We start from the raw sequence: 15125 nt of genomic DNA on the forward strand, positions 1-15125 counted from the left end.
TCATCGGATCTCACTCGACAAAGAAAAAAGCTCCGGCGCAAGCGCACGGAGCAGAAAACTCGGAGGAGATTCGTTTCGCACACCTGCGCGGGCCCCTGCAATGCAGAGCTTCGATCGTCATGCACTCGCGTGCACATCGATGACCAGCGGTCTTCGGCTTCCCCCAGTCTACGTACTCACCCTCGGCTCGCAAAATCGGCGCAGCGCGCGGATCTCATGAGTGGGACGCGGGAGCACCGTGCCGGCCGGCGAGCACGAAGGCGGTGGCCTCGGCGCGGGATCCGACGCCGAGCTTGCGGAAGATCTTGGCAACGTGGAACTTCACCGTGTTCTCGCTGATACCCAGGTTGACGGCAATCTCGCGATTGCGCTGGCCGGCGATGAGCAGGCTCAGTACCTCGGCCTCGCGGGGGGCGAGGTCCCACGCGCGCGGTGGCGCGGCCAGGGCCGAGGGCGGATCCAGGGGCATGGCGACCGACATCTCCGTTCCCCAGCCGGGAGTCGCTTCGAACGAGAGGCGCCCGTTCAGCGCCAGCACGCGCTGGCGCACCAGGCGCAGCTGCACACTCTCGTCCGAGAGGTCGCCGGGCCCGTCGTCTCGCACGTTGATGAGCAGATTCGTGCCGTCGCAGTCCCACTGCACGCGCACACGGCTGACGTCGTGCCGGTCGACGAGGGCCAGGATCGAGCCCCGCACGACCGCGCGCGCCCCGTGGGCGATCTCACTGGGCAGCGCCCGGCCGTCCACCGGCGGCTCGACGAACTGGACGTCGATGTCGCGGTAGCGCACCAGCGGACGCAGGTCGTCGCGGAGTCGTTCGAAGGCCGTGGTGACGGGCTCCTCCGTGAAGGTGCGCACCCGATCGCTCGCGGTGCGCAGGTGCACCATGCCTTCGGCGGCGATCTGCGTGGCCGTCCGCCGAGCGGTGCGGTCGTCCAGACTCGACGAGCGCAACGCCGCCAGCAGGGACTCCAGCGTGGTGGAGTATTCGTCGGCGAGCTCGGTGAGCGCCTCCATCCGCACACTGGAGGTGGCACGGGCCAGCTGCAGGTAGTCGGGGGACGCGGCATCCGCCAGTTCCTGGACGCGCAGGGCCACGATGTTCCACAGCTGGAGCACGGCGTCGTCGCTGTCGTCGCCGCCCGGGTCGGCGAGCACGAGCAGTGCCCCGTTGTTCGAGAGCGCCTGAAAGGCATCGACCTCCCCCGTCGCCGTGGCTATCGCTCCTCGCCTTGTGCGGCCGGGCCCGAGCATCCGGCGCAGTTCGTCCAGCGCGAGGAACGACACCCCGTCCACGAACGACGTCGCGCCCGATCCCTCGCGCTGGGCGCCCGCGGCGTCCGCGACGAGGAACACCAGCGCCGAGTGCGGGATCAGGCGCGCCAGGAACGCGGAGAGACGTTTGGGAAGAAGGGCGGGAGGTGCGGTGAGCACCTCGGCAAGGCCTCGGATCGTCTCCGCTCCCTGCTCGACTGCGCCGAACGCTGCATCGCTGTGAACGGAAGACATGACCCCCACCCTAGGGACCGCGCCACCCGTTCGGGTAGGGACAACGACCCTGAGGGGGGGTCGCACTACACGAACGGAACGACCAGGATCGTGTAAGGGGGCGGGGGCGACTCGCTCCGACAGAGAGGACGAGGATGCCTGCGAACAGAGCGGTCGCCTACGAGGGACCCGGCGTCGTGAAAGTGATCGACACCGACTATCCCGATTTCGAGTTGCACGACGGGCCCGGCGTCAATCCGGCGAACATCGGCAGGAAGCTCCCCCACGCGGCGATCCTGCGTACGGTTGCGACGAACATCTGCGGATCAGACCAGCACATGGTGCGCGGGCGGACCACGGCACCGGTCGGTCTGGTGCTCGGCCACGAGATCACCGGCGAGGTCGTCGAGGTCGGGCCGGGTGTCGAGTTCATCAAGGTGGGCGACATCGTCTCGGTGCCGTTCAACATCGCATGCGGGCGCTGCCGCAACTGCAAGGAGGGCAAGACCGGCATCTGCCTGAACGTCAATCCGGATCGACCCGGCAGCGCGTACGGATACGTCGACATGGGCGGCTGGGTCGGCGGCCAAGCCGAGTACGTCGTGGTGCCCTATGCGGACTGGAACCTGCTGAAGTTCCCCGACCGCGACCAGGCCCTCGAGAAGATCCTCGACCTCGCGATGCTGTCGGACATCTTCCCGACCGGATTCCACGGCGCCGTCACGGCCGGCGTCGGCGTCGGCTCGACCGTTTACATCGCGGGCGCCGGACCGGTCGGTCTCGCCGCTGCCGCGAGCGCGCAACTGCTCGGCGCGGCCGTCGTCATCGTGGGCGACCTCAACGAGGAACGCCTCGCCCAGGCGCGCAGCTTCGGCTGCGAGACCGTCAACGTCGGCGAGGGGTCCATTCCCGATCAGCTGGAGCAGATCCTGGGCGTGCCCGAGGTGGATGCCGCAGTCGACGCGGTCGGCTTCGAGGCACGCAGCGAGGGCCACGGCGCCAAGGCGAAAGAGGCGCCGGCGACCGTGTTGAACTCCCTCATGAGCGTGACCACTGCGGGCGGCGCGATCGGCATCCCCGGCCTGTACGTCACCGGCGACCCGGGCGCCGTCGATGATGCCGCCAAGGTCGGTTCACTCTCGATCAGCCTCGGCACGGGCTGGGCGAAGTCGCTGTCGTTCACGACCGGTCAATGCCCCGTCATGCGGTACAACCGTCAGCTCATGATGGCGATCCTGCACGACAAGGTCCACATCGCGGATGCTGTCAACGCCAAGGCGATCAGCCTCGACGACGCCCCGCGGGGGTACGCCGAGTTCGACGCCGGCGCCGCGACCAAGTACGTCCTCAACCCGAACGGCTACATCAAGGCCGCCTGACCACCGCTCGACCTACACCCGACCACGCAAGCCCCGGCATCCCGGGCAGAACCAAGGAGACATCCATGACCACGGTCAACCTCGAAGACGCTCGCCGCGTCATCGCCGCTGCAGAGAAGAAGGCCGACGAGCTCGGTCAGCCCATGAACATCGCCGTCGTGGACTCGGGCGGCAACCTCGTCGCGCACGTCCGCCAGGACGGGGCGTGGATCGGGAGCGTCAACATCTCGATCAACAAGGCCTGGACCTCGAAGGCGTTCGACATCTCCACCAAGGACCTCGGCGACAACTCGCAGCCGAACCAGCAGTTCTACGGCATCCACGCCACCAACGGCGGCAAGGTCGCGATCTTCGCCGGCGGCATCCCGCTGGTGCGTGACGGCGTCGTCGTCGGCGCAGTCGGCGTCAGCGGTGGGTCGGGCGTGCAGGACCACTCCGTCGCCGAAGCGGGCGTCGCGGCCTTCTGACGCGGCACCCCTGCGCGAATGCTCGACGTTCGCGAGCGCACGGCATAGCAACGAGTGCACGGCTTTCCCACGCGGGAAGGCCGTGCACTCGGCGTTAAGCCGTGCACTCGGCGTCACGTCGTGCACTCGGCGCCCCGGCCTCACGCCGGCGGACGGATGCCGAAGGATGCGAGGCGCGTGGCCAGCGCCTGCGGCGACGCGCTGTGCTCGTCCTCCCACCGCGCGAACCGCCACTGGGTGGTGCCGCGGATCCAGTCCTCGCGTCGCTTCTCCTCGAGGAGGACCTGGTCCAGCGGGATGCCGCGTCGCATCGCCACGTCGAGGTACTTGTCCTTGCCATCGAACTCGCCGAACGCCCGTACCTCGGTGAGTCCGAAATCGACGAAGTAGGTCTGACTCCCGGGCCCGGCGACCGGAACCTGGAGCTGCGGCATCCTGAAGCCGAGGCGCACGAGCTGAATGCGGCTCATGCTCTCGCCGGGCAGTTGCGCCCGTCCGTCTGCGAAGGCTGCGACCCACCGCGCCTGGCGAATTCCGCGAGCCCCGGATGCCGCGTCGACGCGTTCGCGCAGCGAGCGGCGCCAATAGCCGACCGCATCCTCGTCCCAGACCCGGCCCCGTAGGGCGAACTGTCGCTCGGCGGCGTCTGCTGCGGCCACGGATGCCTCGGGTCCGAGCGCGCGGATCATGTCGAACACCGTCCGTTCCAGCGAGGTGCAGCGGATGCCGTGACGGATGACGATGTCCGAAGCAGGCAGTGGGGCGACATGCCTCGTCACGTCCCGGCCGCTCGAGATCCGCGCGGGCGCCGGGGTCGTCATGTGCACGCGGAGCGGTCGGTGCCGGTAGAGCGGGAGCGCCCACACCACGCCGGCGGACTCGTGCGAGACCACGCCGCCGCCGGTCGCGCTGCGGGCAACGGCGATCACATGCGCCAGGTGCGAGCCCTCCGGCCACAACCCGGACGCATCGTCGCGATCCATGAAAGCCCCGCGCCGGATCACGTGGAGCCGCCCGTCGCCGACTGCCGACTCGATGGAGCGCTCCGTCCACCCCTGCGCGAGGAGCGCTGTGCGTGAACGGACGAGCGGGCTCAACTCGGGGACGGTGGCGGCGCGGCGCATGCTCCAGCATCCGCACCTCACGTCACCGCACTCGCCGCCACTTCATGCTCCGTGGACAACCCGCAGCCATCCGTCTCCTGGGGAGAAGCGCGCCGCCCGCGCGGCGCCGAGTGTACGACTTCACACCGAGTGCACGACCTTGTTGCGCGGCGAAGCCGTGCACTCGCCGGGAAGTCGTGCACTCGCGCAGAAGAGAGAAAGAGGACGTGCGGGAGCGAGGGTCAGCGGGGAGCCGCGATACCGAGGTCGCGTGCGGCGGCGGAGATCCGCCGGGCGAGCGCGACGTCTTTCGCGGTGAGCCCACCCGCGGCGTGCGTGATGAGCGTGACCCGCACGGTGGGATAGGTGACGGTGACGTCGGGATGGTGGTTCGCGGCCTCGGCGAGCTCGGCGATGACGGCGAACAGCGCCGCACCCGTCGCGAACGTGCCGGTCGGGAACTCGGCGACCGCGCCGGCCTCCCCCGGTCGCCAGTCATCGACGCCGGGCTCCGCGCGGAACTGGTCTGCGGTGATGATGTCCATACACCGACCATGCCACTGTCCGCCCGGCGCGCAAGGGGCGAGCACCGGTTGCCCTCGGTGCCGACTCCGGCCGGGATGTCGGCCGGGCCGCGTCCGCCCGCGGGGTTACCCTCGAAGACGTGACCCCCGAACTCGCCGCTCGTATCGTCGCGGACTCCCGCGACCGGGTCGCCTGGATCCGGGCGCGCTCGCGGGGCATCACGGCAACGGACGTCGCCTCCCTCACGTCCGCGAACGCCATCGCGAAAGCGGCGGATGCAAAACTCATGGGCTCAGGCTTCTCGGGCAACGCCTACACCGCGCACGGTCGCGTTCGCGAGCCTGAGATCGCGCGCTGGGTCGCCGCCACCCACGGCATCCTGCCCTCGAGCGCACTGTTCCACGCGGTTGTGGAGAAACGCCATCTCGCGACCCCCGACGGCGTCGTCGTCGATGCTCAGGGCCGCGTCACCCTGTGCGAGATCAAGACGACGAACAAATCCTGGCGCAGCATCCCTCGTTCCTATCTGCGGCAGATCTGGTGGCAACAGCACGTCCTCGGCGCCGAGCGCACCCTGGTGGCGTGGGAGGAGCACGACGACTTCGTCCCCATCGCCGATGAGCCGCAGTGCCAGTGGGTCGAGCGCGACGAGGTCGAGATCGCGAAGCTGGTCGCGCTGGCTACGTCCCTCATCGACGAACTGCACCGCCGAACGACCCTGCGCCCCGCCGCGCTGAGCACAGACGACGGACGGATGCCGCGGCACGCCGCCCCGCGCGAGCCCTTCCGCGCCCTCGCCCTCGCTGAGTGAAATGGTTGACGAGAGTCAACGACCTGCGATATAGTTGACTCCAGTCAACCAATCGCGCCATCGTCGCCGCGCACGTCTCCATTTCGAAAGGGCCCTCTTTTGGCCTCTGTCAACACCACTGATCCGGCGCTCACCGCGGACGCGCCGCGCATGTCCCGACGGAAGGTGCTCGAAGCACTCTCCGGCCTGCTGCTGGGAATGTTCGTCTCCATTCTCGCCGCGACGGTCGTCTCCACCTCGCTGCCGGTCATCATCCACGACATCGGCGGCGATCAGGCCGCCTTCACCTGGGTCATCACCGCCACACTGCTGACCACGGCGATCTCCACCCCGATCTGGGGCAAACTCGCCGACCTGTTCAATCGCAAGCTGCTCATCCAGATCGCCCTGGTCATCTTCGTCCTGGCGACCGCGGCTGCAGGCTTCTCGCAGGATCCCGGCACGCTCATCGCCTTCCGCGCCGTGCAGGGCATCGGCGCCGGCGGCCTGGCCGCGCTGAGCCAGATCATCATGGCCGACATCATCAGCCCCCGCGAGCGCGGTCGCTACATGGGTCTGTTCGGCGCCGTGATGGCGCTCGGCACGATCGGCGGACCGCTGCTCGGCGGGTTCATCACCGACGGCATCGGCTGGCGCTGGAACTTCTACGTCGCGATCCCCTTCGCGATCGCCGCCCTGGTGATCCTGCAGCTCACGCTGCACATCCCCAAGCGCCCCAAGCAGAAGGCGCGCATCGACTACGTGGGCATCGTGCTGCTGGCCGCGTCGGTCTCGCTGCTGCTCGTCTGGATCACCAACGCGGGCGATGCCTTCGATTGGTGGAGCGTCGAGACACTCCTCATGGCGGGTGGCGCGCTCGTCGGTGCGATCCTGTTCGTGATCGTCGAGTTCCGCTCGCGCGAGCCCCTGGTGCCGCTGTCGATGTTCCGCAACCGCACGTACACGCTCTCGGTGATCGCTTCCATCGCGACGGGCGTCGCGATGTTCGGCACGTCGGTCTTCCTCAGCCAGTACATGCAGATGGCGCGCGGCGCCACACCGACCGAAGCCGGCCTGCTCACGCTGCCGATGATCGGCGGCCTGCTGCTCTCGTCGATCATCGTGGGTCAGCTGATCAGCCGCTTCGGTAAGTGGAAGATCTACCTGATCGCGGGCAGCGTGCTGCTGATCGCCGGGTCCGTCCTGCTGTCGACCCTGCACTACGACACGAACTTCGTGCTCGTCTCGCTGTACATGTTCCTGCTCGGCGCGGGCGTCGGCATGACGATGCAGAACCTCGTCCTCATCGTGCAGAACACGGCCAAGCCCGAAGAGATGGGCGTCGCCAGCTCCGGAGTGGCGTTCTTCCGCAGCCTCGGGGGGACCATCGGCGTCTCGGTCATGGGTGCCGCGCTGGCGACCTCGGTGGCGAGCCTCTTCGCCTCCAGCAAGGACGCGCTGACCACGGCCATCGTGAACCTCGGCGCCGACGGTGCTGCTGTGGCAGACCAGCTGCAGTCCGGCACGCTCCCCCAGGTGAGCCTGCTGCCGGCCGCCGTCCGGGTGATCGTCGAGGACATCTACGCGCAGAGCATCGCGCAGTCCTTCCTGATCGCCGTGCCGCTCGCGGTGATCAGCCTGATCGCGATCATCTTCCTGCCCAACCATCCGCTGACCCGCATGACGACGGCCGAGCGCATCGCTGCCGGCGAGGCGGACCTCGCGACGGTCTCGACCGCCGAGGGGATGGCCGCGCTGGATGCGACCGGCTCCACCCCGACCGCCTCGGATGCCGCGCCCGCAGAAGCCGTGCGCGACGGCGCCGCGACCCGTCGCCGTTGATGTCGATCGCCATGGCCGAGTTCGAATCCGCGTCCGAGTCCCGAGAGGCGCGCACCGAGGCGGTGCGCGCCCTCGAGGCGGAGTTCGGCGAACTGCTCACGCGCATCCGCCGCCTCATCGCCGAGAACGCCGAGCGGGTGAGCCCCGGCATGCTTCCCGGCGCCTACAAGGTGTTCACCACGATCGTGCGCCGCGAGAGCATCACACTGTCCTGCCTGGCCGAGTCGCTGACGGCCGACAAGGGCCAGGTGAGCCGCACCGTGCGCGAGCTGGAAGAGCTCGGGCTCATCACCCGCACCCCCGACCCCGATGACGGTCGGTCGAGTCTGCTCTCCCCCACGCCCGACGGCATCCGCCGCCTGGCCGTGGCGCGCGAGCCGCACGACAACGCTCTGCTCGACACTCTCCAGGAGTGGTCGGTGCAGGACATCCGCACTCTCGCACGACTGCTGCACTCCTTGACGACGGGCGAGAGCCCCTGAGCGCACACCGGACCCCCGGCTCGGCTTAGTCGACCGGTAGCACCGGCGTAACACGGACGAGACATTGTCAGGGTTGACTGTGGGCACCAGGCAACGAGTGCTGCCGCCGCCGACATGCACTCCCAAGGAGCGCGCGATGAGATTCCGGCCGTTGCAACCCGCATCAGCCCCCCAGCCCACGGCGGGGGCGGCGGTCGACCCGCCCACGAGGATGCGCGCGGCGGTCATCGACGGCACCGGGTCTCCGGACCTGCTGCGCGCGGCATCCCTCGGCGTCCCCGCACCGGTGATGGACGAGCTGCTCGTACGGGTGGTGGCCGCCGGGGTCAACCCGATCGACGCGAAGACCCGCGGCGGGGCGGGCCTGTCCGCGGCCATCCGTGACTTCCCCGCGACGCTGGGCTTCGACTTCAGCGGCATCGTCGTGAAATCGCCCTACGAGTCCCACCCGCTTACGCCGGGCACTCCGGTATACGGCATGCTCGCCTTTCCGCGGTCCGCAGGCAGCTACGCCGAGTACGCGGTGGTGCCGTCGCAGTCCGTCGCCCGCAAGCCGGTGGCGCTCTCGCACGTCGAGGCCGCGGGCGTGCCGCTCGCGGCCCTCACGGCATGGGGACTGGTCGTCGAGACGGCGCACGCGCACGAAGGGCAACGGGTCCTCATTCACGCCGGCAGCGGCGGCGTGGGCCACTTCGCCGTCCAGTTCGCCGCGTACTTCGGCGCGCACGTCACCGCGACCGGCTCAGCGCGCAATGCCTCATGGCTCAGGGAGCTCGGCGCATCGGTGGTGATCGACTACACGACGACGCGCTTCGAGGACGTCATCGCCGATGTCGACGTCGTCATCGACCTGGTCGGAAACGCACGAGCGAGCACGGGCGAGCGGTCACTGACCGTGCTGCGACCGGGCGGCCTGTACATCGTCGTCCCGACGGGCTCGTGGCCGGGCTACGCGGCTGCCACGCATGCAGCCGGAGTCCGAGCCACGAGCTTCAAAGTCACGCCCGATGGGAACGCACTGGCGACGATCGGACGCCTTCTGGACTCCGGCGCCGTGCAGGTCTACATCGACCGGGTCTTCGACCTGAACGACGCGGCGGCCGCGCATGCCGAACTCGAGCGGGGACATACCCGCGGAAAGATCGTCTTGCGCGTCAGCGACGACTGAGCCGCTATCGCGCGTCCGCGCGGATCGGGCGCAGCACCCGGCGCCCCTCGGCGACGACCTCGTCCGCGATCGCACCCAGCAGTGGGGAACGCAGATTCCATTGCTGCCAGTACAGGGGCACGTCGATGGGCGCGCCCCCCAGACGGACGAGTTCGCCGGCGGCCAGCGCGTCCCGGGATTGGAAGTCGGGCAGCAGCGCCCACCCGAGACCCAGACGCACCGCGGTCGCGAAGTCGTTCGATGCGGGAACGTAGTGCCGCGCCGGCAGCGACTCGTCGATCCCGGAAGCCCTCAACCACAGCGTCTGCAGGTCATCGCGACGGTCGAAGTCGACCACCGGCGCCCCGACGAGGGTGGCCGGCGACGCGGCGTCCGGCATCCAGCGTCGTGCGAACGCCGGCGTGGCGACAGCCTCGTACCGCATCGCACCGAGCGCGCTCACGCGGCACCCGGCGACCGGCGTCGCGCGCGAGGTCACCGCGCCCATCACGGTGCCGGACTCCAGCAGTCCGGCCGTGAAGTCCTGATCGTCCCGATGCAGTTCGAAGACGATCGGATGCCGCTCGGCCAGCCGCGCGAGCGGCGCGAGGAACCAGGTTGCCAGGGAGTCGGCGTTGACGGCGAGCGGAACGGACGTGTGCGTCTCGGCGCTTCCCCCGGCGCCGAGTTCGGTGAGCGTGTCGTGCTCCAGCAGCGCCACCTGGCGCGCCATCCGCACCACGGCTGTGCCCGCCTCGGTCAGCCGGGCGGGCTTGGAGCGGACGAGCACGACGCGGCCCAGTTGCTCCTCGAGCGCCTTGATGCGCTGGCTGACCGCGGACGGGGTGAGGCGCAGGCGGCGGGCCGCGGCATCCAGCGTGCCTTCGTCGGCGACGGCGGCCACGGTTTCTGCCAGCTCGATCGGAATCCGCATGATTAGCGATGCTAACGCATCTGTACAATCATCAGCTGGACTTAGCCCGCGTGCGGCCCGTAGCGTCAGGAGCATGTTCTCTTCGGCGCTCGCCGGGCTCGGCCTGGGGTTCTCGCTGATCATCGCGATCGGCGCGCAGAACCTGTTCGTGCTGCGCCAGGGACTGCGTCGGGAGCACGTCGTCCTGGTCGCCGCGATCTGCGCGATCTCGGATGCCGTCCTCATCGCGCTGGGAGTCTCGGGCGTGGGTCTGGTCCTGACCGCGGTGCCGTGGCTGATCGATGTCGTGCGGTGGGCGGGCGCGGCCTTCCTGATCGCCTACGGTCTGCTCGCGGCGCGTCGCGCGTGGCGCCCTTCGGGCCGGGGTCTCGCTCCGACCGTTACGGGCGAGGATGCCGCCGATCGGTCCGCCCGCACCCAGGGGAGCGCGATCGCTGCGTCGCAGACGCCGCACGCGTCGGTGATCGTCGCCCGCACGGCGCCGCGCGCCCTGCCGGTAGCCCTCACGTGCCTGGCGCTCACCTGGCTGAACCCGCACGTGTATCTGGACACCGTGTTCCTGCTGGGCTCGATCGCCAGCACGCACGGGGACGCGCGCTGGCTGTTCGCGGCCGGAGCGATGACGGCGAGCGTTGTCTGGTTCTTCGCGCTGGCGTTCGGCGCCCGCTACCTCAGCCGGTGGCTCGGCACACCGCGGGCGTGGCGGATCCTGGACGCGGTGATCGCCGTGGTCATGGTCGGCATCGGTGTGAGTCTGATCCTCCCCCGCTGACCGGGGCCGGCGATCAGGTCAGCCGTCGATCTGGTCCCGACGCCGACGCACGAGGGCGAGCACGACCTCGTCGGGCAGCGGATGGTCGGGCTGGAAGCGGACGGTGCCCTTGTCCAGTCCCGAACCCTCCACTTCATCCACGTCCGCGGCGACCGCGGTCACGGCATCCGGACTGAACGGGTACACGCCGATGTGTCGGCGCGCCCGCATGACCGAGATGAGCGGTTTGCCGCGGTACACCAGCGCCGGCATCCCGTACCCCTTGCCCTGCTCGGCCTCCGGCACCTCTTCGCGGGCGAGCGTGTAGATGCGCTCGATCGCCTCGCGGTCGGCCGGGGCGAGTCCGCTCAGATAGTCGTCCACGGTTCCCATGACGGCATCCTTTCACCGCGCCCCTCGCCAGCACACCCCCGTGCGCGCCACGATGGGAGCATGAAGCGAGTGCACGTGACGGTCAGCGGCGACGTACAGGGCGTGGGCTATCGCTACACGATGCGGATGATCGCCGTCGAGGTCGGCGTCGCCGGGTGGGTGCGCAACCGCCGGGACGGCACGGTCGAAGCGGAGATCGAAGCCCCGCCCGCGCAGATCGACGAGGTGCTCGCCTGGATGGCGGCGGGCCCTCCGGGTGCGCGAGTGGACAGCGCCCGGGTGACGGATGCCGCTCCCACCGGCGAGCGCGGATTCCGGGTGCTCGACTGAGACCGTCCCCGCGGAGGGACCGCCCGGTCATCCCTGCGGCAGACCCAGTGCGTGCCGTCCCATCGCCACCAGCGTCGCCTCCGGGGTGAGCGGGTGGAAGGCCGCCGCGCGGATGTCGCGATAGGAGCGCTCGACGATCGAACCCTTGAAGTACCCGGCGCCACCGACCACCTGCATGGCCAGATCGCACACCTCGACCCCGGCGCGCGCGATCTCGGCCTTGGCCGCCATGACCGCGAGGAACCCGTCGTACGAGGGTGTCGGATCGTCACCGAGCTGCGTCAGAGCGCCCTCCAGCGCCCACGAGGCCACCTGCAGTCGCTGGCTCATCAGACCCAGCGCTCGCTGGACGGTAGGGTCGTCGGGGTGCCGGGCGCCGACGGTGACCGCCTCCGCGTAGGCCGCCTCGGCGACCCCGAGGTAGGCCCCGGAGATGATCGAGAACCCGATGCTCGCGATCACCTGAAGAGGGGGGTCGATCACGCCGTACGGGCGATCGGCGAGCACGCGCTCCTCGGGTACGAACACATCCGTCAGCACGACGTCGTCACTCGCGGTGCCGCGCATGCCGAGCACGTCCCAGTTGTCGGCCACGACGACGCCCTCAGAGGCGAACGGGATCGCCATGTTCAGCACGCGCATGCCGCGCTCCGGGTCATCGAACGGGAACATCGTCGACATCACCGTGCCGACCGCGCCCTGGCTCACGAAGCGCTTGCGTCCGCTGACGCGATAGCCGCCGTCCACGGCGATGGCCCGGCCCGCAGGGTGCGTGAAGTCGCCCCCTCCGGTGGAGACGAGCACGATCTGCTCGTCGGCGATGCGGCGGAGCGTCGCTTCCGCGCCGGGAAGGCCGCGCCGGTACCGCCAGGCCGTGAAGCACGTCACGTGCTGGTGCATGGCGCTGGCGAGCGCGGTCGCTCCGCAGTAGTGCCCGAGCGTGCGCTGGAGGTCCGCGAGTTCGCGGATCGTCGCGCCGTCGCCGCCGAGTTCCCGTGGGACACCTGCCCTGAGCAGGCCCGCGTCGCGGAGCGCCTCGTACGCCTCGGTCACGAACGTGCCGTCCCGGTCGTGACGAGCCGCGTGGGCGGCCAGGGTCTGCCCGATGCCGTTCGCGCGTTCCCTCAGAGACGCGGAACCGTGGGCTGCTGTGCTGTCATGGATGGTTTCAATGGTGCTCATGAGGACAGCATCCGCCGGCAGCCACCGAGCGCTCCAGTGCACGATCGCGACCCGGCCGGTCCAGATTCGGGACTACCGCAGGCCGACGTGCGGCGGGACCATGGATCCATGGCAGATTACGGGCGGTATTGTCCCGTCGCGATGGCCAGCGAGGTCATGGCCGACCGGTGGACTCCTCTGATCGTGCGGGAACTCGTGCTGGGCAACACGAGATTCAACGACATCGCGCGCGCGCTGCCCGGAATCTCGCGTTCGTTGCTCGTGCAGCGTCTGCGACACCTGGAGCGGAACGGTGTGGTGGAGACCTGGCCCTCGCCGACCGGACGAGGAAGCGAGTACTACCTCACCCCGGCGGGACGGGACCTCGAACGGGTTCTGGACAGCCTCGCTCGCTGGTCGATCGAGTGGCTGTTCGACGGTTTGGAGCCTCGCACCGTGGAGCCGACGACGCTCATGTGGTGGATGCATCGCCGCATCGATCCCGAGCGGTTCCCGCCTCACCGCACCGTGATCGAGTGGCGCCACACGGCACCGGATCCGCAGACGATCTGGTTCGTGCTGGAGCATGACGCAGTGTCGGTCTGCACACAGCATCCCGGCTTCGACGTCGATCTGGTGGTGACCATGGCCACCGGGGATCTTGCGGACGTCTTCCAGGGATACCGTCGCTGGCAGGACGCGGTCGGGTCCGGTGCGATCTCGGTGAGCGGCTCGCCCCGCCTCGTCGCTGCGCTGCCCACGTGGTTCGTGTGGAGCCCCTGGGTGGAGGTGACCCACGCACGCGCGCACCGGGCGGTGACGGCGTAGACGCGGCAGCAGAGCGTCGGATCAGCCCTCGAACGGGCGCAGGATCCGATCGAGGAAGCGCCGCGTCCGCTCGTGAGTGGGGTTCGCGAGCAGTGCCTTGGGTGCTCCGCGCTCGAGGATGACGCCGTCATCGAAGAAGAGGACCTCGTCCGCGACCTCTCGGGCGAAGGCGAGTTCATGCGTGACGATGACCATCGTCCATCCCTCGTCGGCGAGCTCCTTGAGGACCACGAGGACCTCTCCGACCAGCTCGGGGTCCAGTGCGCTCGTCGGCTCATCGAAGAGCAGCAGATCCGGTTGCAGCGCCAGTGCGCGCACGATACCGACGCGCTGCTGCTGTCCGCCCGACAGCTGGAACGGGTACGCGTCCCGCTTGTCAGCGAGTCCGACGCGGTCCAGAAGCCGTTCGGCCCTTTCCACCGCGAGCGCCTTCGGCACGCGGTGGGCGTGGACCGGTCCCTCGACGACGTTCTCGATCACCGTCAAATGAGGAAACAGGTTGTGGTGCTGGAACACCATGGCCGACCGATCGCGCAGCGCGATCCGCTGGGCCTTGGTCGGCGGTTTCGAGAAGTCCGTCTCCCCGGCATCCGCGAATTCGATCACCCCACCGTCGGGTGTCTCCAGTCCGTTCAGCGTGCGCAGCACCGTCGTCTTGCCGGAGCCGCTGGGACCGATGAGGCAGACCACCTCGCCGCGCCGCACCTCGAAGTCCACACCCTTCAACACCTGGTTGGCACCGAAGCTCTTCGTCAGTCCGCGCACCCGCAGCAGGGGACCGTCGAGTCCCGCCGCGGGCGGAGCCAGCGGATCGGAGCCGGGCACGTCAATGGGCGACATAGCGGTCCAGTCTTTTCTCCAGGGCGCTCTGTCCGGTGGAGAGCACAAGACAGAAGAGCCAGTAGATGAGCGCTGCCTCGAGGTAGATGATCATGAACTCGTATGTGAAGGCGGCGATGGTCTGGGCCTGACGGAACAGCTCGGTGACCAGGATCAGCGATGCGAGCGAGGTGTCCTTCACGAGCGAGATGAAGGTGTTGGACAGCGGCGGCACCGACACTCGCGCCGCCTGCGGGAGGATGATCCGCCGGAGCTGCGTGCTGTGCGAGAGCCCGACGGTGTAGCCGGCCTCCCACTGCCCCTTCGGCACGGACAGGATCGCTGCGCGGATGATCTCGGCAGCGTACCCGCCGACGTTGAGCGAGAAGGCGAGGATCGCCGCCGGCCAGGGGTCGACGACGATGCCGAGGGAGGGCAGCCCGTAGAAGATCACGAAGAGCTGCACCAGCAGCGGGGTGCCTCGGATGACGGAGATGTAGAACCGCGCGATCGCGGACAGGACACGATTCGCCGAGATGCGCATCAGCGCGACCCCGAGCGCGAGCACGAGCCCGATCGCGAACGACGCCAGCGCCAGCGGGATGGTGCCGCGCAGTCCGGCCCACAGCAGCGGCCAGAACGAGTCGACGATCAGGGACCAGGTCTCGTCCATCGCCCCTCCTCA

At 69.2% G+C, this 15125-nt stretch carries 17 protein-coding genes; 9 read left to right on the forward strand and 8 right to left on the reverse strand.

Annotated elements, in window-relative coordinates; translation table 11 throughout:
* Positions 1–214: 214 nt before the first annotated feature.
* Entirely contained in the window at positions 215–1510 is a 1296-nt protein-coding gene (locus tag ABD655_RS14305) for a LuxR C-terminal-related transcriptional regulator (RefSeq protein WP_344714953.1), read from the reverse strand.
* A gap of 134 nt (positions 1511–1644) precedes the next feature.
* On the opposite strand from ABD655_RS14305, the gene fdhA reads away from it, so the two are divergent.
* On the forward strand, positions 1645–2868 hold the full coding sequence (gene fdhA, locus ABD655_RS14310) for a formaldehyde dehydrogenase, glutathione-independent (RefSeq protein ID WP_344714955.1): 1224 nt from the start codon (positions 1645–1647) through the stop codon (positions 2866–2868).
* 65 nt (positions 2869–2933) lie between these two features.
* Entirely contained in the window at positions 2934–3335 is a 402-nt protein-coding gene (locus ABD655_RS14315; protein WP_344714957.1) for a GlcG/HbpS family heme-binding protein, read from the forward strand.
* A 140-nt stretch (positions 3336–3475) separates the two neighbouring features.
* Here ABD655_RS14315 and ABD655_RS14320 read toward each other — a convergent pair whose 3' ends face one another.
* Together ABD655_RS14320 and ABD655_RS14325 are read right to left on the reverse strand one after the other, a co-directional pair.
* Positions 3476–4459 carry a hypothetical protein gene (locus tag ABD655_RS14320; protein WP_344714960.1) on the reverse strand — a complete coding sequence of 328 codons (984 nt, stop codon included), beginning with the start codon at positions 4457–4459 and terminating at the stop codon, positions 3476–3478.
* A 221-nt stretch (positions 4460–4680) separates the two neighbouring features.
* Positions 4681–4983 (reverse strand): 4a-hydroxytetrahydrobiopterin dehydratase, encoded by a 303-nt coding sequence (locus ABD655_RS14325; RefSeq protein ID WP_344714962.1) that lies wholly within the window; start codon positions 4981–4983, stop codon positions 4681–4683.
* Between the two features lie 119 nt (positions 4984–5102).
* Between ABD655_RS14325 and ABD655_RS14330 the strand changes: the two genes are divergently transcribed.
* The 4 genes from ABD655_RS14330 to ABD655_RS14345 all read left to right on the forward strand — a co-directional run bounded on the left by ABD655_RS14330 (position 5103) and on the right by ABD655_RS14345 (position 9245).
* Positions 5103–5774 (forward strand): YqaJ viral recombinase family protein, encoded by a 672-nt coding sequence (locus ABD655_RS14330; RefSeq protein ID WP_344714964.1) that lies wholly within the window; start codon positions 5103–5105, stop codon positions 5772–5774.
* Positions 5775–5924: 150 nt separating this feature from the next.
* The gene (locus ABD655_RS14335; RefSeq protein WP_344714966.1) at positions 5925–7595 is read left to right on the forward strand and encodes an MDR family MFS transporter; all 1671 of its coding nucleotides are present in this window, start codon (positions 5925–5927) and stop codon (positions 7593–7595) included.
* Positions 7596–7606: 11 nt separating this feature from the next.
* Entirely contained in the window at positions 7607–8077 is a 471-nt protein-coding gene (locus tag ABD655_RS14340) for a MarR family winged helix-turn-helix transcriptional regulator (RefSeq protein WP_344714969.1), read from the forward strand.
* Positions 8078–8213: 136 nt separating this feature from the next.
* Positions 8214–9245, forward strand: a complete 1032-nt coding sequence (locus ABD655_RS14345) for an NADP-dependent oxidoreductase (RefSeq protein ID WP_344714971.1) — start codon at positions 8214–8216, stop codon at positions 9243–9245.
* A 4-nt stretch (positions 9246–9249) separates the two neighbouring features.
* Here ABD655_RS14345 and ABD655_RS14350 read toward each other — a convergent pair whose 3' ends face one another.
* The gene (locus ABD655_RS14350) at positions 9250–10158 is read right to left on the reverse strand and encodes a LysR family transcriptional regulator ArgP (RefSeq protein WP_344714973.1); all 909 of its coding nucleotides are present in this window, start codon (positions 10156–10158) and stop codon (positions 9250–9252) included.
* Positions 10159–10231: 73 nt separating this feature from the next.
* Between ABD655_RS14350 and ABD655_RS14355 the strand changes: the two genes are divergently transcribed.
* A complete protein-coding gene (locus ABD655_RS14355) occupies positions 10232–10930 on the forward strand; it encodes a LysE/ArgO family amino acid transporter (protein ID WP_344714975.1) in 699 nt (232 codons plus the stop codon).
* A gap of 18 nt (positions 10931–10948) precedes the next feature.
* Here the strand turns inward: ABD655_RS14355 and ABD655_RS14360 are convergent, their stop codons facing one another.
* Positions 10949–11302 carry an iron chaperone gene (locus tag ABD655_RS14360; RefSeq protein WP_344714977.1) on the reverse strand — a complete coding sequence of 118 codons (354 nt, stop codon included), beginning with the start codon at positions 11300–11302 and terminating at the stop codon, positions 10949–10951.
* A gap of 60 nt (positions 11303–11362) precedes the next feature.
* On the opposite strand from ABD655_RS14360, the gene ABD655_RS14365 reads away from it, so the two are divergent.
* Positions 11363–11632: an acylphosphatase gene (locus ABD655_RS14365; RefSeq protein ID WP_344714979.1), complete on the forward strand. Its 270-nt coding sequence runs from the start codon at positions 11363–11365 to the stop codon at positions 11630–11632.
* 27 nt (positions 11633–11659) lie between these two features.
* Here ABD655_RS14365 and ABD655_RS14370 read toward each other — a convergent pair whose 3' ends face one another.
* On the reverse strand, positions 11660–12814 hold the full coding sequence (locus ABD655_RS14370) for an acyl-CoA dehydrogenase family protein (RefSeq protein ID WP_344714980.1): 1155 nt from the start codon (positions 12812–12814) through the stop codon (positions 11660–11662).
* 108 nt (positions 12815–12922) lie between these two features.
* Between ABD655_RS14370 and ABD655_RS14375 the strand changes: the two genes are divergently transcribed.
* Positions 12923–13621 (forward strand): winged helix-turn-helix transcriptional regulator, encoded by a 699-nt coding sequence (locus ABD655_RS14375; RefSeq protein ID WP_344714982.1) that lies wholly within the window; start codon positions 12923–12925, stop codon positions 13619–13621.
* 21 nt (positions 13622–13642) lie between these two features.
* On the opposite strand, the gene ABD655_RS14380 is transcribed toward ABD655_RS14375, so the two are convergent.
* Both ABD655_RS14380 and ABD655_RS14385 read right to left on the reverse strand, forming a co-directional pair.
* Complete coding sequence (locus ABD655_RS14380) at positions 13643–14461, reverse strand: amino acid ABC transporter ATP-binding protein (RefSeq protein ID WP_344714984.1); 819 nt, start codon at positions 14459–14461, stop codon at positions 13643–13645.
* Entirely contained in the window at positions 14448–15113 is a 666-nt protein-coding gene (locus tag ABD655_RS14385; protein WP_344714985.1) for an amino acid ABC transporter permease, read from the reverse strand. Before ABD655_RS14385 ends, ABD655_RS14380 begins: the two co-directional genes overlap by 14 nt.
* Positions 15114–15125 lie beyond the last annotated feature (12 nt).

This window comes from Microbacterium terregens (assembly GCF_039534975.1).
In the GTDB taxonomy this organism is placed as follows: domain Bacteria; phylum Actinomycetota; class Actinomycetes; order Actinomycetales; family Microbacteriaceae; genus Microbacterium; species Microbacterium terregens.